Source organism: Leucobacter faecis, assembly GCF_054456635.2.
The window spans coordinates 217,144-241,644 of sequence record NZ_JBTJEP020000001.1 but is presented as its reverse complement, the minus strand read 5'-3'; the positions used below and the strand labels follow the sequence as shown (position 1 = coordinate 241,644).

Below are 24,501 nucleotides of genomic sequence, written 5' to 3'. Positions count from 1 at the left end.
CATTCTGCGCGAGCTTGCGAGTCGCAGAATCCACCCCCGAAAGCGAACCTCCATTGCCCTCAATACTGATCGACAACATTGGCGAACTCACCACGAACGCTGACGCTTGCGAGCCAGGCGCCCCGGCGCGCCTCACCGACGCTTCGGTCGTCATCGAGGGCGACCGCATCGCATGGGTGGGCGCGGCAGCTGTGGCGCCGGCCGCCGACGAACGCTTCGACGCGGCGGGGCGTGCGGTGCTGCCCGGCTGGGTGGACTCACACACCCACATGGTGTTTGCGGGCGACCGCACCGCCGAGTTCGAAGCACGCATGTCGGGAGAGGCATACGCCGCGGGCGGCATCAACGTCACCGTGAACGCGACGCGCGAGGCCTCTGACGCCGCGCTCGAGCACAACCTTGAGCGCCTCGTCGACGAGGCCCGTCGTGGCGGCACGACGACCCTCGAGACAAAGACGGGCTACGGGTTGACGGTGGCCGACGAGGTACGCTCAGCACAAATCGCTGGCCGGCACGTCGACGCTGTCACCTTCTTAGGGGCGCACCTCGTACCAGCTGGTTCTGACCCCGGCGCATACCTAGACCTCGTCACGGGGCCCATGCTCGAAGCTGTTGCCCCGTACGTGAGCGCCGTCGACGTGTTCTGCGAGACAGGTGCCTTCGATGAAGCTGCATCTCGCAGCGTGCTCGAAGCTGCCGCCCGCGTCGGGCTCGCCACCCGCGTGCACGGCAACCAACTGGGACCTGGCCCCGGGGTACAGCTCGCCGTCGCGCACGGCGCGCTCAGCGTCGACCACGTCGCGTTCCTGAGCGACGAAGACATCGAAGCACTCGCGGCGTCTTGGACGGGATCCGGCAGTACAGCGGCACGCGACAATGCAGCGGCACACGGCACCGAGGCGGTGCGTGGCACCGTGGCGACCGTACTGCCCGCGTGTGACCTATCGACCCGCATGCCGCTCGCACCCGCACGCCAGCTCGTCGACGCGGGCGCGCAGATTGCGATCGCGTCAAATTGCAACCCGGGCACCTCGTACACGAGCTCGATGGCGTTTTGCGTCGCTACCGCGGTGCTGCAGATGGGTCTGACAATTCAAGAGGCCGTGCGGGCGGCAACCTTCGGCGGCGCACTCGCACTTGGCATGCACGAGGAGGGCTGGCGCGATCCGCGGGGCGCAGCGCAGCCTGCCATCGGCGTCGTGCGCGTGGGGGCGCGCGCCGATCTGCAGCTACTCGAGGCCCCCTCGGTGACCCACCTCGCGTACCGCCCGGGCATGCCGCTCACGACGGCGGTGTGGCGGCGCGGAGTGCGCGAGGTGTAGCGCGCTCGCAGCTTGGCCCTCACCGTGCGGCCAAAAGTGGGTGTTATGGGGCCCCATAACACCCACTTTTGGCCGCACAGTACGGGATGGGCTGCTTTCAGACACCCGGGAACGGAGACTCAGCGAACAGACGAGTGAGTTCGGGTGAGAGCGGCTTTGGGTTTTGCCCCAATTTTTCACACAGCAGCGCGCGAGTGCTGTCGATGTTTTCTCTGAAGAAATCTTCGTAGTGCAGCCGCACAACCGTGTACCCAGCGTCGCGTGCACGCTGCAGTCTGTATTCATCGCGGAGATACTGGGAGCGATCTGTGCGGTGCTGCTCACCGTCGTACTCGAAGATCAGCTTTCTCTTGTGATCGACCTGGTCGAAGCGGCCGATCCAGTTACCCTGCACATCAAAGACATCAGACTGCATCTCCAGTCCGTCAAGCCCCATGCGGGCCAGCTCAAAGTGCAACAGAGTTTCCATTCGTGATTCTGCGCCCACCCGCGACACTTGCAACGTTGCTCGAACACGCGTTACATGCGGCATGGAACATTTCGACAGCACAGCCGCAATCTCCTCGTGCGTTAATAGCGAAAAGGGGTTCGAGAGCGGGCCCTGCACTTTTAACAAGTGGTCGAGTGCCACCACGAGTTCAACAAAGCTAAGCATGCCCGCCGATTGCAGGAGCGCTGCTAGCTCGGGCATACAGGGCAAGCCAGCACGGTCACGCACTGTGCGAAATGAGGTTCGTTTGCGATGTCCAACAACATTTCGAACTCGAGGCCGGTTCATGTGGTTTGGCGCTGTGACGTGTACTTCTAGTGGGGCGATAATGGGCACACTTCTCAGGATCAGCGCTGTCGTATGGCTGAACGCTTCCCCCACACGCAACAACGGCAGCATTCCCTGCGCCATGTACCGCATTTCATCTTCACGATATCCGCGCTCATTGCCTTGCTGTAGACGATAAATCCCATGACGCACCCGCGTAAATCTCGGGTGTTTCAGCATTTCACGAGTCACCCCTAGAAGTGCCCAGCCCGCAATCGTGTGGGTAGTGCCCGGCGGAGCATCAACAGAAGTAGGTGTACGAGGCATACACTCCAGTGTGCACACCTTATGCGCCCTCACCGAGTTATCCACAGGAGGCGCCAAAGACGACCAGATTCTGTGTGCTCTTCACTGTTGTGGACGAAGTATTTCGACGAAGCGTCTACTTTTCACGCGTGTTTATCGGCCTGCTGTGCTTCCGTGTTATGTCGTGCGGCCAAAAGTGGGTGTTATCGGAGCCGATAACACCCACTTTTGGCCGCACGGTGAGGGCGGCACGGCGCGGCCCCTACGCGCGGCCGTGAATGCGGGTGGAGAGGGTCTGCGCCGCCTGCCGTACGGCGAGGGCGACGCCTGCGAATTGATCCGGAGCGATGCGCTCTTCAGCGAACGTCACCGCGATCGCAGCCACCGGCCACCCTCGGTGGTCAAGCACCGGCACGCCGATCGACGCGAGCCCTTCGGTGACCGACCCCCGCTCGAGCGCATACCCGCGCGTGCGGGTATCGTCGAGCACGGTACGCAGCTTGGAGTAGCGGTCGATGTGCTCACCGTCGGGCAGCGTGTGCCGATGCACGAACGCCTCCTGCGACGGAAATAGCGCCCGCACCTGGGCTTTAGGCAGCGATGCGAGAATTGCGCGTCCGCTCGCCGTGAGCTGCATGGGCAGCCGCACGTCGACATCGGTGACGAGGGGCCGCGACCCGGGCGCCCGCTCCTCGATGACGTAGAGCACGTCGCGGCCGTGCGGCACGGCGAGGTGGCAGCTCTCGCCCAGCCGGTCGACGAGCTGCGCGACGAGCGGGCGACCGAGCCTACCGAGCGGCTCCTGGCGCTCGTACGCACTCGAGAGCTCGACCGCGGCAATGCCGAGCCCGTAGCGTTTCTCCTCGGGCAGGTGCATCACGAACCCGTGCTGCTGTAGCGTCGCGAGCAGGTGATACACCGTCGACCGCGGCAGCTCGAGCTGGGTGGCGATCATGCTGGCCGCCATCGGCCCACGCGAACGCGCGAGCAGGCTCAAGATGCGCAGCGTCTGGTCGGCCGCCGGTACCTTGGGTTCGGTCATGAGTGCACCCTATCGCGCGCCGGATCGGTTGGGCCCGAGCCGCGGTGGGCCCGAGCCGCGGTGGGCCCGGGATAAGAGGTGAGCCCGGGCCGCGGTGGGCCCGGGATAAGAGGTGAGCCCGGGCCTACTGCTTAGCGTCGCGGGTACGCGAGCGTCGTGCCTAAGCGAGCTTTGCGCCGAGCGCAGCTTCGACGCTCGCACGCACCGCCCCGCTCACGACGAACTCGTGCGCCGCCGTGATGGTGGGCGACAGGAACGAGTCGGTGTCGGGGGCCGCGATGCGCGTGCGAAACAGCTCGTGCACCGCGAGCGTTGCGGGCGACGGCTGATGCTCGGCTGCGTCTTGCGCCTGCGCCCGAAAATCGAGCGAGCGAGTCGACGTGAGCAGCTCGATAGCGAGCACACGTGAGAGCCCGTCGATCGCGCGGCGTAGCTTGCGCCCGGCATGCCAACCCATCGACACGTGGTCCTCTTGCATCGCCGACGACGGGATCGAATCGACCGAGGCTGGCGCGGCGAGTCGCTTGAGCTCGCTCACGATACCGGCGGCAGTGTACTGCGCGATCATGAGCCCTGAGTCGAGCCCCGCGTCTGCGGCGAGAAACGGCGGCAGCCCGTGGTTGCGCGCGACATCGAGAAAGCGGTCGGTGCGGCGCTCGCTAATCGAGGCGAGGTCGGCGACGGCCACGGCGAGAAAGTCGAGCACATAGGCGACGGGCGCGCCGTGAAAGTTGCCGTTCGATTCGACCCGGCCATCGGCGAGCACGACCGGGTTATCGATGGCTGACGCGAGTTCGTACCCCGCTACGGTCGCAGCGTGGGCGGCGGTGTCGCGGGCGGCGCCGTGCACCTGCGGTGCGCAGCGGAGCGAGTAGGCGTCTTGTACGCGCGTGAACTCGCCCTCGCGGGGGCGCTGAATCAGATGCGAGCCCTCGAGCACGGCGCGCATGTTGGCGGCGGCGGCAGCCTGGCCCGGGTGCGGGCGCAGCGCGTGCAGGTCGGCGGCGAAGACCGCGTCGGTGCCGGTGAGCCCTTCGACGGAGGCGGCGGCGGCCACATCAGCGACGGCGAAGAGCTCGGCGAGATCTGCCAGCGCCAGGCACAGCATGCCCAACATGCCGTCGGTGCCGTTGATGAGAGCGAGACCCTCTTTCTCTGCGAGCACGAGCGGGGTGATGCCCGCGGCGGCGAGCGCGTCTGCTGCGTCGGTCGGGGCCGCATCGGCCGCCGCCCCGGCGAGCCGCACCTGCCCCTCACCCATGAGCGTGAGTGCACAGTGGGCCAGTGGGCTCAGGTCGCCCGAGCAGCCGAGCGAACCGTACTCGTGCACAACAGGGGTGATGCCGGCGTTGATGATCGCCGCGTAGGTCTCAACCACGGCCGGGCGCACACCCGTGCGGCCGGTGGCAAGCGTTGCGAGGCGAAGTAGCATAAGGGCACGCACAACCTCCCGTTCGACCTCGGCACCCGTGCCTGCGGCGTGCGACCTGATGAGGCTGCGCTGCAGCTGCTGCCGCTTTTCTACGGGAATCTGCACCTTAGCGAGGGCCCCAAACCCGGTCGAGATACCGTAGTGCGGCTGCGAGTCGTTTGCGAGATCTTCGACGATCTGGCGGCTGGTGGCAACACGCTCGAGCGCCGCACTCGATACAGCGATGGGGGCGTCGTGGCGTGCGACGGCGACGACGTCGGCGATGGTGAGGGGTGCGTCACCGAGGGTGACGGTGGCATATGCGTTCATGCTTCGATCACACCGCACCTGCGCGCCGGGTGGTACCCCGCCACACACTCCCCTGTCTGGGATCCCAGATGATTGGTCAAGCGGGGCGCGCGAGGGGCACCGTCTTTGTTACGGTCGAAGCATGATCCACGACACAGGGTTTCGCAACGAAGAGCCCCGCAACGAAGCGCACGTCACCTCTAACCTGTCGGTAGACCCGGCCTGGCCCCGCACAGGCGAGTGGGGGCCGCTGCCCGCAGACGACACGCACATCGATCTCGCACTCGTCGGCATTCCCACCTCGCTCACATCGCTCTCACCCACGAATGCCCACGAGACACCCGCCGCGGTGCGCGAGGCCCTGCGTCGCTACTCGAGCCACGTCGTCGCCCCGGGGTTTCCCGGCCGACGCCGCCGCGAGAACGAGATTGTGCTCGACGAGGCGCTCACCATCGTCGACGCCGGCGACGTCTCAAACCCCGACTCTGAGGCGGGCGAAGCTGCCGCTCGCGAACTGGTCGCGACGCTGTCGCAGCGCGCCGAGCTGGTTGTCGCGCTCGGCGGCGACAACTCGCTCACCGTGCCGGCCGCGCTCGGCGTCTGCGGCGCAGACCTCGAGAACGCAGGCCTCATTACGCTCGACGCCCACCACGACCTACGCGACGGCCGCTCGAACGGCTCCCCCGTGCGCAGGCTCATCGAGGCCGGGCTCAACCCGCGCCGCATCGTGCAGATCGGCATCGCCGACTTCGCAAACTCAGCCGAGTACCGCCGCCGCGCCAAGGAATACGGCATCACGGTCATTCACCGCGACGAACTACACACGCGCACCATGCACGAGGTTGTCGAAGAAGCGCTACACATTGCAGGCTCAGGCGGCGGCCCACTGCACGTCGACCTCGACGTCGACGTGTGCGATCGCTCGGTGGCCCCCGGCTGCCCCGCATCAATTCCCGGCGGTATTCAGGCGCACGAGCTGCGCCTCGCGACAAGGCTCCTCGCCACCGACCCGCGGGTGCGCGGCATCGATATCGCCGAGGTCGATGCGACAGCCGACACGAGCGACCAACGCACCGTGCGCCTTGCTGCGCTCTGCGTGCTTGAGGCCGCTGCCGGCCTCGCCGCCCGGCTCGGCAAGTAACCGCGGCGAGCCTCGCTACCCGGCTCGGGCGGCACTAGCCCGGATCAGGCCGCCCGCGACTCGCACACGGCCAGCACGCGAGTCGCGGGCGGCACCCTCGATTGCGTCTCACGGAGCCGCCCGGGTTAGAGTGTTTCGGTGCGGGAGACCCCGCCGAGAGGGAACACACCATGAATTCGACGGACGGCTCGCCCGCCGCAGCACCGCACGCCGCCGCACCGCAGCAGACCGCGCTCAAACGGGGGCTTTCGGCCCGCCACATCAGGTTCATGGCGCTCGGGTCAGCGATCGGCACGGGCCTCTTCATGGGGTCGGCGGGCGCGATTCAGACCGCTGGGCCCTCGGTGCTGCTCGCGTACATCATTGGCGGCGCGGCGGTCTTTATGGTGATGCGCGCACTCGGCGAGCTGGCCGTGCGCAACCCTGTCTCGGGCTCGTTCTCTGCCTACGCCTCGAAGTACATTGGCCCGTTCTCGGGCTTTCTGGTGGGCTGGACGTACACGTTCGAGATGTTCGTCGTCGCGCTCGCAGACGTCACCGCGTTTGGCATCTACATGGGGTTCTGGTTTCCAGACGTCGACCGCTGGATCTGGGTGCTCGCAGCCGTGTTCTTTATCGCGGCACTCAACCTGATTAGCGTGAAGGCGTTTGGCGAGCTCGAATTCTGGTTCTCGCTCATCAAGATCTCGGCGATCGTGCTCATGATCGCGGGCGGCATCGCCGTCATCGTGTTTGGTTTCGGTACGCAAAGCGCGGGCGCGGCGGGCCTCTCAAACCTGTTTAGCCACGGCGGGTTCATGCCCAACGGCGTGTGGGGATTCGTCGCCTCGTTCACAATCGTCATGTTTGCGTTCGGCGGCATCGAGGTGATCGGCATCACCGCCGGCGAAGCCAAAGACCCCGGCCGCGTGATTCCGCGCGCGATCAACTCGGTGCCGCTGCGCATTCTGTTGTTCTATGTACTCACGCTGGGCGTCATCATGTGCCTGCAACCGTGGAACGCCATCGACGGCAACTCCAGCCCGTTCGTGTCGGTGTTCGACGCGCTCGGCATTCCCGCCGCCGCCCACGTGCTCAACTTCGTGATCATCACGGCCGCCCTGTCTGCCATCAACGCCGACATCTTCGGCGCGGGCCGCATGCTGCACGGCCTCGCGCTCAAGGGGCAGGCCCCTCGTTCGTTCACGCACACGAGCCGCGGCGGCGTGCCCTATATGCCGGTCGTGGCGATGGTCGCTGCGCTGCTCGTCGGCGTCGTAATCAACGCGCTATTTCCGGATCAAGTTTTCTTCTTAATCGCCGCGCTCGCGACCTTCGCGACGGTGCTCGTATGGCTTGTCATCTTGATCGCGCACGTGCGCATGAAACGCGAAGTCGCACGTGAGGGTCTTGCCCCGAGCGCCTTCCCTGTGCCGTGGTGGCCGGCCGCGTCGTACATCACAATCGTGTTTGTCATTGTGGTGCTCGCGCTCATCGCCGTCGTGCCCGACACCCGCCCAGCAATCTACGTGGGCGCCGCCTGGGTCGTGCTCATTGCCGCCTGCTACTGGTTCTTCGTGCGTGGACGTAACCCGGCAGACCTCACCCCGTAACCGCGCCACAGAAGGGACACTCCGTACGCTTTATCAGCCTCTGAACCGTACGGAGGTTCCCATCTGTTGCGGCCGCTTGGTGTTGCAACCGGGTAATCCGTTGGATTGAGCTCAGCCCAGGCGCCAATCAATCGGAGGGGCGCCCTGCGCCGCCAGCTCGGCGTTCGCGCGGCTAAACGGTTTCGACCCAAAGAACCCGCGCCTGGCCGACAGCGGCGACGGGTGCGCACTCTCGATTACGGGCACGCTCCCCAGGCGGGGCGCGAGCGCCCGGGCATCGTTGCCCCACAAAATTGCGACGAGCGGCCCGCCACGTTCTGCGAGCGCGGCGATCGCGCAGTCGGTAATGCGCTCCCACCCTTTACGTCGGTGTGACCCCGCCTCCCCCGCCTGCACCGTCAGCACGCGGTTGAGCAGCAGCACCCCCTGCTCGGCCCACGAGCTCAGGTCGGGGTGAGTGGCAGGCGAGGCCCCGAGATCGTCGTGCAGCTCGCGATACATGTTGACGAGGCTACGCGGCAGCGGCCGTACGTCGCGGGCCGCCGAGAACGCGTACCCCATCGCGTGGCCGGGGGTGGGGTACGGGTCTTGCCCGACGACGAGCACACGAGCCAGCGCGAGCGGCCGCTCGAACGCCCGAAAGATGCACTCGGCGGGCGGCAGCACCTCGTGGCCCGCCGCCCGCTCTGCGTCGACGAATGCGAGCACCGCTTCGAGGTCGCCCGCGACCGGGCGCAACGCCTCGGCCCAGTCTGGGGCAATACGGCCCGCGGCCTGGAGCCTCTCAAGCGCCGCGAGGCCATGATCCGGATCAGTCATGAACATATTCTGCCTGAAACCGGTGGCAGATCAGCCCGTGACGCCACGAAACGAGCGACCCCTGTGGCGCATCTGCGGCAGGTTACGCCTCGTGTCAGCAAACATTGCCACGCATGCATCTGTTTCGTAGTCTCTTGGCAGCACCCTCGCGAACTCCGTCGCGGCGGCACCCTCTACTTCCACTCACCGAGGAGTTTCACGATGACTGATAACACCGCTTGGGGCTTTGAGACCCAGCAGATTCACGCCGGCCAGGTCGCAGACCCGACCACGGGCTCGCGTGCGCTGCCGATTCACCAGACGACCGCGTTTGTGTTTGAAGACACTGCGCAGGCAGCGGGCCGCTTCGCACTCACCGAGTTTGGGCCCATCTACACGCGCCTCAACAACCCGACGCAAGACGTTGCTGAGCAGCGTATCGCCGCGCTCGAGGGGGGCACGGCAGCCCTGCTGCTCGCGAGCGGCCAGTCAGCTTCGACGTTTGCGGTGCTCAACATTGCGGGCGCGGGCGACCACATTGTGTCATCGTCATCGATCTACGGCGGTACCTACAACCTCTTCAAGTACACGCTCGCGAAGCTCGGCATTGAGGTCACGTTCGTGGAGGATCAAGACGATCCCGCCGCATGGCAGCGCGCCGTTCGCCCCAACACGAAGCTGTTCTTCGCCGAGAGCATCGCAAACCCGCGCTCGAACGTGCTCGATATTCGCGCCGTCGCAGACGTGGCTCACGAAAACGGCCTGCCCCTCATCGTTGACAACACCGTTGCGAGCCCCTACCTGGTGCGCCCCATCGAGCATGGCGCAGACATCGTGCTGCACTCGGCCACCAAGTTCTTGGGCGGCCACGGCACAACCATGGGCGGCGTCATCGTCGACGGCGGCAAGTTTGCTTGGTCAGAGCACGTCGACCGGTTCCCCGGTCTCACCGAGCCCGACGAGTCATACAACGGCGTGAGCTACACCGGCGCGGTGGGTGACGGCATCGCTTACATCATCAAGGCGCGCGTGCAGCTGCTGCGCGACCTCGGCGCATCGATCGCCCCCATCAACGTGTGGCTACTGCTGCAGGGTATCGAGACCCTGTCACTGCGCATGGAGCGCCACGTGCAGAACACGCAAGAAATCGCTGAGTGGCTCGACGGCCATCCCGACGTTGCCACCGTGTACTACTCGGGTCTGCCGACGAGCCCGTGGTACGCCGCCGCGAACAAGTATGCCCCGAAGGGCGTAGGCGCTGTCGTCTCGTTCGAGCTCAAGGGCGGCGTCGAAGCCGGCCGCGCGGCCGTTGAGAACGTTGAGCTGTTCAGCCACGTCGCCAACATCGGCGACGTGCGCAGCCTCATCATTCACCCCGCTTCGACCACACACTCGCAGCTCACCCCCGAGCAGCAGCTCACCGCCGGCGTCACCCCGGGGCTCGTGCGACTCTCGGTGGGCCTCGAGCACATCGATGACATCAAGGCCGACCTCGAGAAGGGCTTCGCCGCCGCACGCAAGGTTGTCGCCGAGGCCAACGCCAACGCATAACCTCGCGCCGCAGATCGCCCCGAACGCGCCTTCGCCCTGCTGCGAAGGCGCGTTCGGCGCATATCGCGTCATACCCCTGGCGTTTACTCGCGCACGCGCACACGCACGCACGCTCCGAACCACGCACGCAGACCCGGCAGAATGGATCATCATGGACTGGCAGACCCCCGAGGACTCGTTTCCCACCGACTTCATCACTGACGCCCAGCTGCGCGCCCTCATGGGCCGACCCCCTATCTCGGGCGGATGGCGCGACGGCGACCCGGTGGGCCAGCGGCAGTTCGCCGCGATCGGCTCACTCACGACCGAGGCGGGCGAAGAGCTACCCAACGTGCGCATCGCGTACGAAACCTTCGGCGAGCTCAACGACGCACGCGACAACGCAATTCTCGTGTTCCACGCGCTCACGGGCGACAGCCACCTGATGGGGCCCGCGGGCCCCGGCCACCCCACCGACGGCTGGTGGTCTGAGATCGTCGGCCCGGGCCGCCCACTCGACACCGAAAAATACTGCGTCGTGGCCCCCAATGTGCTCGGCGGCTGCCAGGGCTCGACAGGCCCCGGATCCCTCGACCCCGAGCATCGCGAGTGGGGTGGCCGGTTTCCGTTCCTCACTATTCGTGACCAGGTGGCTGCGGCCGCACGTTTCGCAGACGCCCTCGGCATTGATCGGTTTCACACCGTCATCGGTGGCTCAATGGGCGGCATGCACGCGCTCGAGTGGGCCCTCACTCAGCCCGGCCGCGCCGGGCGGCTCGCCGTCATCGCGGCGCCTCCCGTAACGACCGCCGACCAGATCGGCTTGAACCTCGTGCAGCTCGAAGCAATACGTAGCGACCCTGCCTACCACGGTGGCGACTACTACGACGCCCCCGACGGGGTGGGTCCGCACCACGGCCTCGCTACCGCGCGCAGGCTCGCGCTGCTCAACTACCGCTCGAACACTGAGCTCGACGAGCGTTTTGGTCGTGCCTGGCAGTCGGCGGTAAGCCCGCTCGGCAGTGGCGGCCGCTTCGCTGTCGAGTCATATCTCGATTTCCACGGCAACAAGTTCACACGCCGGTTCGACGCCAACAGCTACCTGACCCTTGTGCAGGCCATGAACTCGCACGATGTGGGCCGCGGCCGCGGCGGCGTGCGCGCAGCGCTGTCGACCCTCGATCTCCCCACACTGGTACTCGGCATTCCAAGCGACCGCCTGTTCACGCTCGACGGCCAGGACGAGATCGCGCGTCACACCCCCGGCAGCCTCGACGGGCCCCAAGCCACACGCATCGATTCACCGTTTGGGCACGATGCGTTTCTCATCGAGTTTGAACGCGTCGGCACGGAGCTCTTGCGCCTGCTGAACAGCTGAGACCGTACCTCGTCAGGCCTGCCGCGGTGGCATCGCCAGTCCGCTACAGTTGTGTTGAAGCTTGCAGAATTCGACCGCTTCAACACGTACTCGGCTTACACGGAAGAGAGCCCGATGTCTGGCTTTTCAAGCGCGACGCGCCCCGCACGTTTACTGTTGCCCGCCGCGCTCGCGGCCACAGCGCTCCTGCTTACGGCGTGCAGCGGTGACACACCTGCACCCACCAGTTATGACGAGAGCCCTCTTGCCACCTACACCAACGGACTCTGGGACGGCGAAGAGCTCACACAAGAGCAGATCGTGAAGCAGCAGACTGAGCATGAGGAGCTCATTGCGCAGTGCATGACGAACGAAGGGTTTGAGTACACACCTGTCATCAACACGGGTGTCGAAACTAACGCTGAAAGCGAAGTCGAAGCGCCCGACTGGGGCACAGACGAGTTTGTCAAACAATACGGCTACGGTATCGCCGACAACCCCTTCGTTCAGGTGATGGCAGAGCGCCCTGAACCCGAGGAGTTCGTCGACCCGAATACCGCCTACGTCGATTCGCTCTCCGACACCGAACGTGCCGCATACTGGGAAGCGCTCACTGGCCCAGAGCTCACCGACGAAGAGTTGGCCGCGCTCGAAGAAGGAGACGGCAACGCCGAGGCGGGGTACGACTGGAAAACCTCGGGCTGCGACGGTTTCGCGCGGCATGAAACGGGCCAAGATTATGACCCGTATGTGGCCGCAAGCGAAGATCCGCAGTATGCCGACCTCTTCACCCAGATGCAAACAATTTGGGCCGGTGTCTACGACGATGAGAAGCCGCATGAAGACGTCGCGGAGCTCAACCGCACCTGGGCTGAGTGTATGACTGAGGCGGGGCAAGAAGACTACGCCTCACCAAATGTCGCCTTACAGGCACTCGAAGCCGAGTACCGCAGCATTGAACGGCCAGCGACAGCAGACGGCCGATACCAGGGGCCACTCAAGGCAGACAAAGAGAAGTTTCAGGAACGCGAGTTCGAAGTGTCTCTCGCTGACGCCGAGTGCAAGAAAGCCGTCAAGTACAACGACTCGCTCACACAGATCTTGTTTGCGCTTGAGCAAGAATTCGTCGACGAGCACAAGACGATGCTCGATGCCATGGTCGCCCAGTACGGCAGCGAGAGCGCTGCGCGTGGCAGCGCAGACGGCTAAGCCGTGTGGCTACGCAACCAGGGCGCGTCAGCTACTACAGTTGTACCCATTCACCGACAAGCGCTGCCGCATCGAAGCGCTAGCGGCCCCAAACGAACGAGAGCCTGATGCCTAAGATTTCACGCGTTACGCGCCCCGTGCGTCTCATACTTCCTGCCGCGCTTGCCGCCGCAGCACTCATGCTTACCGCTTGCAGCGGCGCTGACTCAAACAAAACCGAGCCGGGCCAGGGCCCGCTGTCGAAATACACGAACGCCCTATGGGACGGCGAAGAGATCACACAGGAGCAGCTCGATAAGCAGAACATCGAGGAACAAGACCTGATCGCTGCCTGCATGGCGAAAGAGGGGTTCGAGTACACCCCTGACACCAACAATGGCGGCACAGTCTACTCGCCTGATGAAGAGCCTGAAGGCCCGGAGTGGGGAACCGAGGAGTTCGCAAAGCAATACGGCTACGGCATCATCGATTCACCGTGGATGGGCTCTGAAGAGACCATGTCAGAAGAAGAGTGGGTCGATCCCAACGCTGACTATGTGAACTCACTCAGCGAATCTGAGCAAACCGCGTACTACGAGGCGCTCAGCGGCCCTTCACCCACCGAGGAAGAAATGGCCGCGATGGAGGACGAAGACTACCAGTACGAGTACAACTGGGAGACCTCCGGCTGCTACGGCGCAGCCCAGCACGAGTTACAACAAGATACCGACCCGTATCAGGCCGCGAGCGAAGATCCCCAATTCGCCGACATGTTTAAAGCGATGGAAGAGATGTGGAACACGCTCTACGACGAGCAGAATCCAAACGAAGACATCGCAAAGCTGAACCGCACCTGGGCTGACTGCATGGCTGAGGCTGGCCAGAACGAGTTCACGAGCCCCAACGCTGCCCAGCAGACGCTCTATGACGAGCTAAACGCTATGTCAATGATCGGCGATGACGGCGAGTACAAGGAACCCAGCAAAGAAGAGAACAAGAAGTTCCAGGAGCGCGAAATCGAAGTCGCACTCGCAGATACAAAGTGCAAGAAGAAATCTAACTACGATGACGCTCAGATGAAGATCATGTTCGACGCTGAACAGAAGTTTGTCGACGAGCACACGGCCACCCTTGAGGCGATGGTCGCCCAGTACGGCGTCAAGAGCAAGAAGGACTAGATCCTGTGACAGAGGACTCCAGCGAAACTCCTGAGACGTCTGACACTGCTGACACGGCTGAGGCTCCCGACAAGCCCACCCCCGAGCGTCGCGGCTGGTCTGGCACCAGGCTTGTCACGCTCGTCGCCTCGGTTGCGGTCGCATCGCTCCTGGTCGGTATCGCCGCGATGCAGTTCATCGTCTCCCCCGCCGAGTTAGCCGCGAAGTCGAAGCCTCCCGAGCCCGGCCCCATCACTACTCCTGTTGAGCTCCGCACGATCGAGAACACGGTCGTCTCGCGAGGCGAAGTGACCTACGCCGACGCAGTCGATGTGACGATCGACACCGCCGGGGGTGACGATCGCCCCGTGATCACGGGCCACGTGCCAACGGTGGGCACCGAGTTCAACACCGGCAACATTGCGCTCGAGGTCGCCGGGCGTCCCGTGATCGTGATGCCGGGTGGGCTGCCGGCCTACCGATCGCTCTCAATCGGCATGCGCGGCCCAGACGTCACGCAGCTTAAGACCGCGCTCGCGGGCATGGGGTATGCGTCGGGCGATACCAGCAATGACACCTTTGAGTGGGACACCGCCGCAGGCCTCGGCGCACTCTACGAACAAATCGGTTACTCAGCTGCCACCGGTGGCGAGGCTGCCCAAGACGCGCTGCGCGCCGCCGAGCGTGCCGTGCGCGATGCAAACGTGAGTATCGCTCAAGCACAGGCGAACCTCGAGCAGGCGCGCGCAGACAAATCGTCATCCCTCATCGGAGAACAGGCCGCAGTTAACTCGGCCTACACCTCACTCGAAGACGCGCAGAACGAGCTCGCCCAAGCGCAGCAGGCCGCTCAGCCGACGCTACCCTCAAGTGAGGTGCTCTTCCTTGAGAGTCTGCCCCGTCGCGTTGATGCTGTGTCAGTCGAGCGCGGCGACATCCTCTCGGGCAGCCCGATGAGTGTGTCGGGCGCGCAGCTCACCATCATCGGCACCGTATCGAAGCAAGATGCAGAGCTGCTCACAGACGGTACCGAAGCGTTTTTTCCTGGCCCGGGCGGTGACGAGCTGACCGCGACAGTACAGAAAATCGTCACGCCCAAGAAGAAGGGCGGTCAGGGCGATGAGGGGGGCGATGGGCAGGGATCCGGCGGTGCTGGCAGTTCGAGCGGTTCGGGCAGTGACAACAGCGCACGCTACGAGGTACATCTCACACCACAAACACTCACGCCTGAGCAGATTGAGGCCGTGCGCGGCACAAACGTGCGACTGCGGATTCCCGTCGCGTCAACCGAGGGTGAGGTGCTGTCGGTTCCCATCGCGGCTCTGTCTGCCGGTTCGGGCGGCGAAGACCGCGTCGAATTGCTCGTCGACCTCAAGAGCGGCCCCGACGCCGTCACCGAGCTCGTGAACGTCAAGGCCGGTCTCGCCGCCGACGGGTTCGTCGAGGTCACGAGCGGCGACGCCCGCATCAAGCCCGGCGCAAAGGTTGTGGTCGGCAAGTGAGCGAGCTCGACGATCCCATCGGCGACGCTACGAATGCGGGGCCGATCGTGTCGCTCGACGATGTGACCCGGTATTTTCCAGGTCCCCCCGCGGTCAACGCGCTGCGCGGCATCGATCTCACGATCGAACGCGGCGACTACCTCGCGATCGTGGGCCCGTCGGGCTCGGGCAAGTCGACGATGCTCAACACCCTCGGCCTGCTCGACCGTCCAAGCACGGGCACGTTTTTGTTCGAGGGCGTCGACGTCGGTGCGCTCAGCGAAGACGACCGGGCGGCGCTGCGCGCTACCGCCATCGGCTTCGTATTTCAGTCGTTCCACCTCATGCCGACCCGCAGCGTGCTCGAGAATGTGATGCTCGCCGGAACATACGAGGGCGTACCACGCGACGAGCGAGAACGTCGCGCGCGGCAGGCCCTCGCGCGCGTGGGGCTCGCCCACCGCGTCGATTTTTCGCCCAAGCATCTCTCGGGCGGTGAGCGCCAGCGCGTCGCGATAGCTCGCGCCGTGAGCGGGTCCCCCAGGCTCCTGCTCGCCGACGAGCCGACAGGCAACCTCGATCGCAAGAACTCCGATTCCATCATGGAGCTCTTCGCCCAGCTCGGCGAAGACGGCCTCACGATCGTCATGATCACCCACGACGAGTCGGTTGCGGCAGCCGCCCGCCGCCGCGTGCGCATGCACGACGGCACGCTCACGGAGCTGGCATGACGCGGCACCGGATCACTCCGCGCGACCTCATTCGCGAGGCCTTCGAGGGGATAGGCGCGCGGCCCTCACGTCTGCTGATCACCATGATTGGCACGGTGCTCGGCATTGCCGCGCTCGTCGCCACGATCGGTTTTGCGCAGACGGCGGCCGGGCAGATCGCGCAGCAGTTTGACGCGCTCGCGGCAACGCGCGTGACCGTTGAGCCGGGTTCGACCAACGGCGCTGGTGGTAAAGAACGAGCCACCGCGCGCATACCTTGGGACTCGGTCGAACGTGTGTCGACGCTTGCGGGGGTTGAGCACTCGGCGCTGTATGCGCAGGTGCCCGGCAGCCTCGCCGTCACGGCGGTGCGCGTGCAAGACCCGTCGGCGGCGGCGCAGGCCGCACCACCCATCGTGGCGGCGTCCCCTGAACTACTGAGCGTCGTTGACGGCCGGGTCCAGACCGGTCGATTCTTTGACGACGGCCATAACCAGCGCGCCGACCGCGTCGTCGTACTCGGCAAGGAGGCGGCGAAGCGACTCGGTATCAACCGTGTCACCGGCTCTCCCGCGATTTTCATCGACGAGCGCGCTTACACCGTGATTGGCCTCATCGACAAGGTGGGTACGCGCTCGGGATTGCTCGATGCTGTCATAGTGCCCGTGGACACGGCCCGCACAGAGCTCGGTCTCACTCGCCCAGACAGTCTCGACATACGCATCGCGATCGGTGCCGGATCAGTCGTCGCACGTCAAGCTCCCATCGCACTCAACCCCAATGACCCAGAGGGGTTCAAGGTGCTGGCGCCGAAGTCGGGCAATGACCTGCAGGCAGGCGTTGAGGCAGACGTCAACGTGCTCTTTTTAGCCGTCGGTATCGTGGCACTGCTCGCAGGCGGTATTGGCATCGCTAATGTGACACTGCTGTCGGTGTCAGAGCGGCGCGGCGAAATTGGGCTGCGCCGTGCACTCGGGGCGCGCACGAGAGACATTGCCCGGCAGTTTATGCTCGAGTCCCTCACGAGCGGGGTGCTCGGCGGGCTCATGGGTGTCGTCGTCGGTATCTTCGCAATTCTAGGCGTGTGCCTCGTGCAGCAGTGGACTCCGGTCATCGCGCCGTGGGCGGCACCCCTCGGTGTGGGCGTCGGCGCGCTCGTCGGTCTCGCCGCTGGCACATACCCGGCGCTCAAAGCCGCGCGCATCGAACCTGTCGATGCCCTACGCGACGCATGACGCCCAGCCTGAGGGCCCTCACACCGATCATTCGGATCCCTCCCACCTTGCCCGTCTAGGCTCGAACACGGCAGGGTGGGATTGATACGAAAGGGCCCCAGGGTGAGTCTCAAACTACAACACCGCGTGGGTCACACCATGCAAACGATCTTGCTGGCGGGGGTTGCGCTCTCGTGTGGCCTTACGGGCTGCACTCAGGCAATTGACACGTCAGCGCACGCAACCAGGCTGAGCGCGGCACAAGACTCAGATGTGCTGGCGCCGCCGTCTGAGCGCATCTATGAGGCGACCGATATCGAGATCTCCTCTGCGCAGTCATCGCCGAGCATCGCGCTGCCAGCAGCGATCAGCCCTTCTGGCTACTTCGTTGTGGGTGACGGGGTCATCACCGACGCCTGGTTTGAAACCAGGTTCGGCGGCGAGCTCGGCGACCATGCCACCGCTTCCTTTCAACTCACCGAGCCCACCGTGCTGCGGCGTGTGCAGAGCAAAGACGGGTCGCTCACCGCCGTGGGCACGCTCACCTATGGCGGAGTTGAACGCCCCGACACCTCCGTGCAGTTCAACGTCATTTCACTCGACGACGAGGGTGCCGAACTCGCGGTCACCGTACAGGCACCGGTCAGTGTGCTCGCAATCGACAACGAGCACACTGAAGTTGCGGCCCGCATCACGTTCGACGTGCGTGACTAACTCACTCGAAGCGGTTGCGTTTCGTGGCGTCGTGCACCTCTCCCACGAGGAGCTCGATGACGTCCTCGAGAAACACGACGCCGAGCTCTTGCCCCTGCGCGTCGTGAATGCGAGCGAGGTGAATCCCCCGCGCCTGCATGCGTGACAGCACATCTTCGAGCTCGGTGTCAGCATGCATCGAGAGCATCTCGCGCACACGCTTGCCCGGAATCGGTTCGCAGACCCGATGGTCGCCCAGTCGCACGAGGTCTTTAATGTGCACGTAGCCGCGCAGCCCTCCGGCCTCATCGGCGAGCAAGTAGCGCGAGAACCCGTGACGCGCCACCGCGGCTTCAACATCGGCGGGTGTCGACCCTGCGGGCAGCACCACCAGTTTGCCCTGCGGCACGAGCAGGTCGCTCGCCCGCTTCGTCGTAAATTCGAACGCCGCGGTCAGCGCACCACTACGATCCTCGAGCACCCCTTCGCGCGTCGAGTGGCTCACGATACTCGCCACTTCCTCGAGCGTAAACGTGCTGTTGGTCTCAGACTTCGGTTCTACGCCAAACAGCCGCAGCACCCCGTTCGCGGTGGCGTTCAGCGCCGCGATAACATGCCGCAGCACACGCGAGACTGCCACGAGCGGTGGGGCGAGGAGCAGCACGGCCTGATCCGGCATCGAGAATGCCGCGTTCTTCGGCACCATCTCGCCAAACACGACATGCAGATACGACACGAGCAGCAGCGTGATCACGAACGCAGCGATCGACACGGCCTCGACTGACAGGCCCGTCCATGACAGCGGGCCGACCAGCAGGTGGTGAATCGCGGGCTCAGACACGTTCAGAATCATGAGCGAGCAGACGGTGATCCCCAGCTGGCTCGTCGCCAACATGAGGGTCGCGTGCTCCATCGCGTAGAGCGCAGTCTTGGCGCGCTTCGAGCCGGCCTCGGCCTTGGGCTCGATCTGCGAGCGTCTCGCCGAGATCACCGCGAACTCGGCGCCCACGAAGAACGCGTTCGCGATCAGCAGCACGACAAGCCACATGATGCCCATCCAGTCGCTCATGAGCCCTCCCCTCGCGCTGCTTCGTCAGTGTCGCCAGTGTCGTCTGTGTCGTTCGCGGGAGGGCGATTCGGCAGCGGGTCACTCGTGAACTTGAGCCGCGAGATCCGGCGCCCCTCGAGGCGTTCGACCCGCAGCGTGCCGCCGCCCGCGAGGCGCACTTCGTCGCCCACCTCGGGCATGCGGCCCAGCTGACTCAGCACGAAACCAGCCACCGTGTCGTATTCATCGCCCTCGGGCACGTCGATGCCCGTCTGCTCAGCGAGCTCATCGGGGCGCAGGTCTGCCGGAAACGTCATCTGCTCGGCCGTACCCAAGACCCCCGCGGCGGCACGATCGTGCTCGTCGGCGACCTCACCCACGATCTCTTCGACCAGGTCTTCGAGCGTCACAATGCCCGCTGTACCGCCATACTCATCGACCACAATCGCCAGCTGAAATCCCTGGCCTCGCAGGTCCTCAAGCAGCTGATCGAGCCGGATCGTCTCGGGGACGCGCAACGCATCCTCTGCAAGAGCGGCCACCGGCACGTCGGCGCGTTTCGCACGCGGCACTGCCACGGCCTGCTTCACATGCACGACCCCCACGACGTCGTCGCGGTCGTCGTCGATCACGGGAAACCGCGAGAACCCGGTGCGGCCTGAGAGTTCAAGGACGTCACCGGCGGTTTGTAGGCGCTGCAGGCTCTCGATCTTCAGCCGGGGTGTCATGACGTCGGCCGCGGTGAGCTCAGCAAAGCGCAGTGTGCGCCCGAGCAGCGTCGCCGTGTCCTCTTCGAGTAGCCCAGCGCTCGCCGAATGCCGCACGAGCGACGAAAGCTCTTCTGCCGAACGCGCGCCCGAGATTTCCTCTTTGGGCTCGATGCCGATGCTGCGCAAGATACCGTTCGCGCTCCCGTTGAGGGCGAGCACCGCAGGCTTGAACGCTGTCGTAAATGCCGCCTGCGCGGGCATCACAAACCGCGCCGTGGGCAGGGGTTTTGCCAGCGCGAAGTTCTTGGGCACCAGCTCGCCCGCGATCATCGAGATCACCGTGGCAAGCGCGACCGCGATGGGTGCACTGATCGTACGACGCAGCTCGGCGGGCACTCCGAGAGCGCCCAGCGGCGCGTCGAGGAACGAGCTGATTGACGGCTCGAGCGTGTAACCCGCGAGAAGCGTGGTGAGCGTGATACCCAGTTGCGCACTCGATAGGTGCGTCGAGGTGCGAGAGAGACCGCGAATCACGCGGTCGAGGCCCCGCTCGCCGCCCGCTCGTCGACGCTCAAGGTCTTGCCGGTCGAGCGCGACCAGCGAGAACTCCGCTGCCACGAAGATGCCCGTGCCCGCGGTGAGAATTAATCCTACGGCGAGGAGTAGCCAATCGCTCACGCGATGCCCCCCTCGGGCGAGTGATTATGAGTGTGGTGCCGCGCGAGTGCGCGGCAGGTACTCGGGGGGTCGGAGCTTCTTCGAGAGTCTCGGTCCATAGCGCAGACAACTTTATCATTTCTCTCTGACGATTCGGCCCAGCGTTTTGCTTCACGTCAAACAAAAAAGGCGTAGGCTTGACGTGTACGGCTGTGGCGCCGAGACCCGGGGCTACATCTTGCTGTGAGAATCACAAAATGAGAGGACGTCGCTTTGGCGGAGCGCACGGAGACCACCGCAGAGGCTGGTCCCGCAGGAGATTTTGGCGCAAATGCGTGGCTGGTCGACGACATGTGGAAGAAGTTCCAGGTCGACAAGAATTCGGTTGACCAGTCGTGGTGGCCGGTGCTTGAGCGTTACGGTGCAGCCCAGGCTGCTGCCCAGCGCAGCACGCCCGGTGCACCCGCGACAGCGTCGATCCCGGTGACCACCCCCATCACTACCCCCGCACAGCCGGCGCGCACCACAAACGCCGCGCCGCGTGTGGCACCGATTCCGGCCGATGCGCCGCGCGCGAAAGACACCGCGCGCTCAGCAATGTCGGCCAAGGAGTCGACAGAGTCAGAACCGCAAGACGTTGTGACGCCGCTGCGCGGCATGGCACGCACACTGTCCAAGAACATGGACATGAGCATTCAGGTGCCCACCGCGACCAGCGTGCGCACGATTCCCGCGAAGCTGATGATCGATAACCGTATCGTGATCAACAACAACCTGCGCCGCAGTCGCGGCGGCAAGGTGTCGTTTACGCACCTCATCGGGTGGGCACTCATTCAGTCACTGAAGGAGTTTCCCAGCCAGAACGTCATGTATGCCGAGGTCGACGGTAAGCCGTCGGTCGTCGCCCCCGCCCACGTGGGTCTCGGCATCGCGATCGATATCCCCAAGCCCGACGGCACGCGCGCCCTCATGGTCCCCGCGATTAAGCGCGCCGAGACGCTCGACTTCAACGAGTTTCTAGCCGCGTACGAAGACCTCGTGAAGCGTGCCCGCGCAGGCAAGCTCACCGCCGACGACTTCGCGGGCGCCACCGTGTCGCTCACGAACCCCGGTGGCATTGGCACGGTGCACTCGGTGCCCCGCCTCATGCAGGGGCAGGGCTGCATCATCGGTGCGGGTGCGCTCGAGTACCCGGCAGAGTTTCAGGGCGCTTCGCCCGAGACGCTCACCGACCTGGGCATTTCGAAAACGATCACGCTCACCAGCACCTATGATCACCGTGTCATTCAGGGTGCGGGCTCTGGCGAGTTCTTGAAGATGGTGCACCAGCGCCTCATCGGTGGCTACAACTTCTACGAAGACATCTTTGCCGCGCTGCGCATCCCGTACAAGCCCGTGCAGTGGGCCTCTGATATTCACGTTGACGTGTCGGGCGCGATCGACAAGTCGGCACGCGTGCAAGACCTGATCAACTCGTTCCGCGTGCGCGGTCACCTGATGGCCGACACCGATCCGCTCGAGTACGTGCAGCGCACACACCCCGACCTCGAGATCGAGTCTCACGGGCTTACCTTCTGGGACCTCGACCGCGAGTTCGTGACGGGTGGCATTGGTGGCAAGCGCTCCATGCTCCTGCGCGACATTCTCGGTGTGCTGCGTGATTCGTACTGCCGCAAGATCGGCATCGAGTACATGCACATCCAGGATCCGGCTCAGCGCCTGTGGCTGCGTGCGCAGCTCGAGGTTCCCTACGCGAAGCCGAGCCGCGATGAGCAAATGCGCATTCTGTCGAAGCTCAACGAGGCCGAAGCATTTGAGACGTTCCTGCAGACGAAGTATGTGGGCCAGAAGCGCTTCAGCCTCGAGGGTGGCGAGTCGGTTATTCCACTGCTCGACGCGATGCTCATCGACGCCGCTGAAGACGGGGTCGACAGCGTTGACGTCGGCATGGCCCACCGTGGTCGCCTCAACGTGCTCTCGAACATTGCGGGCAAGACGTACGGCCAGATCTTCCGCGAGTTTGAGGGCGCCCAAACGGCGAACAAGGGCGGTTCGGGCGATGTGAAGTACCACCTCGGTACGTCGGGTGTGTTCACCGCACCCAACGGCACGCAGGTGCCCATTCACCTCGCGGCGAACCCCTCACACCTCGAGACCGTCAACGGTGTACTCGAGGGTATTGTGCGCGCGAAGCAAGACCTGAAGCCAATCGGCTCATTCACTACTCTGCCGATTTTGATTCACGGCGACGCTGCGATGGCCGGCCAGGGTGTCGTGTACGAGACGCTGCAGATGTCGCAGCTGCGCGGCTACCGCACCGGTGGCACGATTCACATCATCATCAACAACCAGGTGGGCTTCACGACGCTGCCCACCGACTCACGCTCGGCGATCTACGCCTCAGACGTGGGCAAGGTTGTGCAGTCACCCATCTTCCACGTGAACGGTGACGACCCCGAGTCGGTTGTGCGCGTCGCGAAGCTCGCGTATGAGTTCCGTCAGCGGTTCCACGTCGATGTGATCATCGATCTGATCTGCTACCGCCGTCGCGGCCACAACGAGGGTGACGACCCGTCGATGACGCAGCCCCTCATGACCGATCTGATTGAGGCGAAGCGTTCCACCCGTCGTCTCTACACGAGCGCGCTCGTGGGCCGTGGCGATCTCACTGAAGAAGAGTACGAGAACACCAAGAAGGACTTCCACGACCGTCTCGAGCTCGCGTTCCAAGAGACGCATGCGGCTCAGACCGGATCGATCCCGATCATCGACCAGAGCGGCATCGCAGAGATGGGCGAGGTGGGCGGCCCCGGCCCGGCTCCCCTCGAAACCGCGGTTGACCGCAGCGTGGTCGAGCGCGTGGGCGATGCGCACCAGAACAAGCCTGAGGGTTTCACTGTGCACCGCAAGCTGCAGCAGCTGCTCGACAAGCGCACCCAGATGAGCCGCGAGGGCGGCATTGACTGGGGCTTTGGTGAGCTGCTCGCGCTCGGTTCGCTACTCATGGAGGGCACGGCCGTGCGCTTCGCGGGGCAAGACGCGCGGCGCGGCACGTTCGCGCAGCGTCACGCCGTATTCCACGACCGCGCGAACGGTCAGGAGTGGATCCCGCTGCTGAACCTCGCCGAGGAGCAGGCACGGTTCTGGATCTACGACTCGCTGCTGTCTGAGTACGCGGCCCTCGCGTACGAGTACGGTTACTCGCTGCAGCGCGAAGATGCCCTCGTGCTGTGGGAGGCACAGTTCGGTGACTTTGCGAACACCGCGCAGGCCGTCATCGACGAGTACGTTGCAGCCGCTGAGCAGAAGTGGGGCCAGCAGTCTTCTGTCGTCATGCTGCTGCCGCACGGTTACGAGGGCCAGGGCCCTGACCACTCGTCGGCCCGCATCGAGCGTTACCTGCAGCTGTGCGCCGAAGACAACATGATTGTCGCGCAGCCGTCAACGCCCGCGAGCTACTTCCACTTGCTGCGCCGCCAGGCGTACGCGCGGCCGCGCAAGCCGCTCGTCGTCTTCACGCCGAAGTCGATGCTGCGCCTGCGCGGTGCGACCTCGAACGTCGAAGACTTCACGACCGGCACCTTCCAGCCCGTGATCGACGACCGCGTGGTCACCGAGCACTCAGCGGTGGAGCGCGTGCTGCTCGTATCGGGCAAGGTCTACTACGATCTGCGCAACGCTCTTGATAAGAACCCCGACCCGCGCATCGCGATCGTGCGTGTCGAGCAGTACTACCCGGTACCGGGGGCACAGCTCGTGCGCACCCTCGCACCGTACACGAACGCAAGTCTCGTGTGGGTGCAAGAGGAGCCCGAGAACCAGGGTGCGTGGCCGTTCATTTCGCTCGAGCTGTCAAAGCACCTGGCGAACGATCGCATTTCGCTCGTATCGCGGGCGGCTTCGGCCGCTCCGTCGACCGGATCAGCGAAGGTTCACGCGGCCGAGCAAGAGGAGCTCATCAAGCGCGCGCTGAACTTCGACGCGTAGTTCAGTTACCGACCAGCAGGGGGCTGCTTCACCGATTCTTCGACGGTGAAGCAGCCCCCTGCGGCGTTTCATCAGGAACATGCTGGGCTTC

Annotated in this window: 18 protein-coding genes; 12 read left to right on the top strand and 6 right to left on the bottom strand. The window is 64.7% G+C overall.

What is annotated here, in order from left to right:
• The first annotated feature begins 53 nt into the window (after window positions 1–53).
• Window positions 54–1,322: an amidohydrolase family protein gene (locus ACXR2T_RS01125; RefSeq protein WP_458838033.1), complete on the top strand. Its 1,269-nt coding sequence runs from the start codon at window positions 54–56 to the stop codon at window positions 1,320–1,322.
• 97 nt (window positions 1,323–1,419) lie between these two features.
• On the opposite strand, the gene ACXR2T_RS01120 is transcribed toward ACXR2T_RS01125, so the two are convergent.
• From ACXR2T_RS01120 to hutH, 3 genes are all read right to left on the bottom strand, one after another.
• A complete protein-coding gene (locus ACXR2T_RS01120) occupies window positions 1,420–2,319 on the bottom strand; it encodes a DUF559 domain-containing protein (RefSeq protein ID WP_458838034.1) in 900 nt (299 codons plus the stop codon).
• 328 nt (window positions 2,320–2,647) lie between these two features.
• Window positions 2,648–3,427, bottom strand: coding sequence for an IclR family transcriptional regulator (locus ACXR2T_RS01115; RefSeq protein WP_458838035.1), 780 nt, complete (start codon window positions 3,425–3,427; stop codon window positions 2,648–2,650).
• Between the two features lie 160 nt (window positions 3,428–3,587).
• Window positions 3,588–5,168, bottom strand: a complete 1,581-nt coding sequence (hutH, locus tag ACXR2T_RS01110; RefSeq protein ID WP_458815111.1) for a histidine ammonia-lyase — start codon at window positions 5,166–5,168, stop codon at window positions 3,588–3,590.
• Between the two features lie 121 nt (window positions 5,169–5,289).
• Here hutH and ACXR2T_RS01105 point away from each other — a divergent pair, with 121 nt between their 5' ends.
• Window positions 5,290–6,288 carry an agmatinase family protein gene (locus tag ACXR2T_RS01105; RefSeq protein WP_458838036.1) on the top strand — a complete coding sequence of 333 codons (999 nt, stop codon included), beginning with the start codon at window positions 5,290–5,292 and terminating at the stop codon, window positions 6,286–6,288.
• A 170-nt stretch (window positions 6,289–6,458) separates the two neighbouring features.
• A complete protein-coding gene (locus tag ACXR2T_RS01100) occupies window positions 6,459–7,880 on the top strand; it encodes an amino acid permease (RefSeq protein WP_458838037.1) in 1,422 nt (473 codons plus the stop codon).
• A gap of 111 nt (window positions 7,881–7,991) precedes the next feature.
• Here the strand turns inward: ACXR2T_RS01100 and ACXR2T_RS01095 are convergent, their stop codons facing one another.
• Window positions 7,992–8,699: a uracil-DNA glycosylase gene (locus ACXR2T_RS01095; protein WP_458838038.1), complete on the bottom strand. Its 708-nt coding sequence runs from the start codon at window positions 8,697–8,699 to the stop codon at window positions 7,992–7,994.
• A gap of 201 nt (window positions 8,700–8,900) precedes the next feature.
• Between ACXR2T_RS01095 and ACXR2T_RS01090 the strand changes: the two genes are divergently transcribed.
• The 8 genes from ACXR2T_RS01090 (at window position 8,901) to ACXR2T_RS01055 (ending at window position 18,029) form a co-directional block, all read left to right on the top strand.
• Complete coding sequence (locus ACXR2T_RS01090) at window positions 8,901–10,229, top strand: bifunctional o-acetylhomoserine/o-acetylserine sulfhydrylase (RefSeq protein WP_458815103.1); 1,329 nt, start codon at window positions 8,901–8,903, stop codon at window positions 10,227–10,229.
• A 151-nt stretch (window positions 10,230–10,380) separates the two neighbouring features.
• Window positions 10,381–11,586, top strand: coding sequence for a homoserine O-acetyltransferase MetX (gene metX, locus ACXR2T_RS01085; RefSeq protein WP_458838039.1), 1,206 nt, complete (start codon window positions 10,381–10,383; stop codon window positions 11,584–11,586).
• A gap of 54 nt (window positions 11,587–11,640) precedes the next feature.
• Complete coding sequence (locus tag ACXR2T_RS01080; protein WP_489945469.1) at window positions 11,641–12,774, top strand: hypothetical protein; 1,134 nt, start codon at window positions 11,641–11,643, stop codon at window positions 12,772–12,774.
• Between the two features lie 107 nt (window positions 12,775–12,881).
• Window positions 12,882–13,931, top strand: coding sequence for a hypothetical protein (locus ACXR2T_RS01075; protein WP_458838040.1), 1,050 nt, complete (start codon window positions 12,882–12,884; stop codon window positions 13,929–13,931).
• A 5-nt stretch (window positions 13,932–13,936) separates the two neighbouring features.
• A complete protein-coding gene (locus ACXR2T_RS01070; RefSeq protein ID WP_458838041.1) occupies window positions 13,937–15,412 on the top strand; it encodes an efflux RND transporter periplasmic adaptor subunit in 1,476 nt (491 codons plus the stop codon).
• Entirely contained in the window at window positions 15,409–16,122 is a 714-nt protein-coding gene (locus ACXR2T_RS01065) for an ABC transporter ATP-binding protein (protein ID WP_458815093.1), read from the top strand. The genes ACXR2T_RS01070 and ACXR2T_RS01065 overlap by 4 nt, the downstream gene beginning before the upstream one ends.
• Window positions 16,119–17,336, top strand: a complete 1,218-nt coding sequence (locus ACXR2T_RS01060; protein WP_458838042.1) for an ABC transporter permease — start codon at window positions 16,119–16,121, stop codon at window positions 17,334–17,336. The genes ACXR2T_RS01065 and ACXR2T_RS01060 overlap by 4 nt, the downstream gene beginning before the upstream one ends.
• Before the next feature lie 102 nt (window positions 17,337–17,438).
• Window positions 17,439–18,029, top strand: coding sequence for a hypothetical protein (locus ACXR2T_RS01055; protein WP_489945468.1), 591 nt, complete (start codon window positions 17,439–17,441; stop codon window positions 18,027–18,029).
• A gap of 1 nt (window position 18,030) precedes the next feature.
• On the opposite strand, the gene ACXR2T_RS01050 is transcribed toward ACXR2T_RS01055, so the two are convergent.
• Both ACXR2T_RS01050 and ACXR2T_RS01045 read right to left on the bottom strand, forming a co-directional pair.
• Window positions 18,031–19,077, bottom strand: a complete 1,047-nt coding sequence (locus ACXR2T_RS01050; protein WP_458815087.1) for a hemolysin family protein — start codon at window positions 19,075–19,077, stop codon at window positions 18,031–18,033.
• Window positions 19,074–20,444 carry a hemolysin family protein gene (locus ACXR2T_RS01045; RefSeq protein ID WP_458838044.1) on the bottom strand — a complete coding sequence of 457 codons (1,371 nt, stop codon included), beginning with the start codon at window positions 20,442–20,444 and terminating at the stop codon, window positions 19,074–19,076. The genes ACXR2T_RS01050 and ACXR2T_RS01045 overlap by 4 nt, the downstream gene beginning before the upstream one ends.
• 252 nt (window positions 20,445–20,696) lie before the next feature.
• Here ACXR2T_RS01045 and ACXR2T_RS01040 point away from each other — a divergent pair, with 252 nt between their 5' ends.
• Window positions 20,697–24,410 (top strand): multifunctional oxoglutarate decarboxylase/oxoglutarate dehydrogenase thiamine pyrophosphate-binding subunit/dihydrolipoyllysine-residue succinyltransferase subunit, encoded by a 3,714-nt coding sequence (locus ACXR2T_RS01040; RefSeq protein ID WP_458838045.1) that lies wholly within the window; start codon window positions 20,697–20,699, stop codon window positions 24,408–24,410.
• The last annotated feature ends 91 nt before the right edge of the window (window positions 24,411–24,501 follow it).

Coding starts and splice junctions, on each gene's coding strand:
- ACXR2T_RS01120 (WP_458838034.1), bottom strand. CDS start 2,319: ATGCTGAAACACCCGAGATTTACGCGGGTGCGTCATGGGATTTATCGT.
- ACXR2T_RS01115 (WP_458838035.1), bottom strand. CDS start 3,427: ATGACCGAACCCAAGGTACCGGCGGCCGACCAGACGCTGCGCATCTTG.
- hutH (WP_458815111.1), bottom strand. CDS start 5,168: ATGAACGCATATGCCACCGTCACCCTCGGTGACGCACCCCTCACCATC.
- ACXR2T_RS01105 (WP_458838036.1), top strand. CDS start 5,290: ATGATCCACGACACAGGGTTTCGCAACGAAGAGCCCCGCAACGAAGCG.
- ACXR2T_RS01100 (WP_458838037.1), top strand. CDS start 6,459: ATGAATTCGACGGACGGCTCGCCCGCCGCAGCACCGCACGCCGCCGCA.
- ACXR2T_RS01095 (WP_458838038.1), bottom strand. CDS start 8,699: ATGACTGATCCGGATCATGGCCTCGCGGCGCTTGAGAGGCTCCAGGCC.
- ACXR2T_RS01090 (WP_458815103.1), top strand. CDS start 8,901: ATGACTGATAACACCGCTTGGGGCTTTGAGACCCAGCAGATTCACGCC.
- metX (WP_458838039.1), top strand. CDS start 10,381: ATGGACTGGCAGACCCCCGAGGACTCGTTTCCCACCGACTTCATCACT.
- ACXR2T_RS01075 (WP_458838040.1), top strand. CDS start 12,882: ATGCCTAAGATTTCACGCGTTACGCGCCCCGTGCGTCTCATACTTCCT.
- ACXR2T_RS01060 (WP_458838042.1), top strand. CDS start 16,119: ATGACGCGGCACCGGATCACTCCGCGCGACCTCATTCGCGAGGCCTTC.
- ACXR2T_RS01050 (WP_458815087.1), bottom strand. CDS start 19,077: ATGAGCGACTGGATGGGCATCATGTGGCTTGTCGTGCTGCTGATCGCG.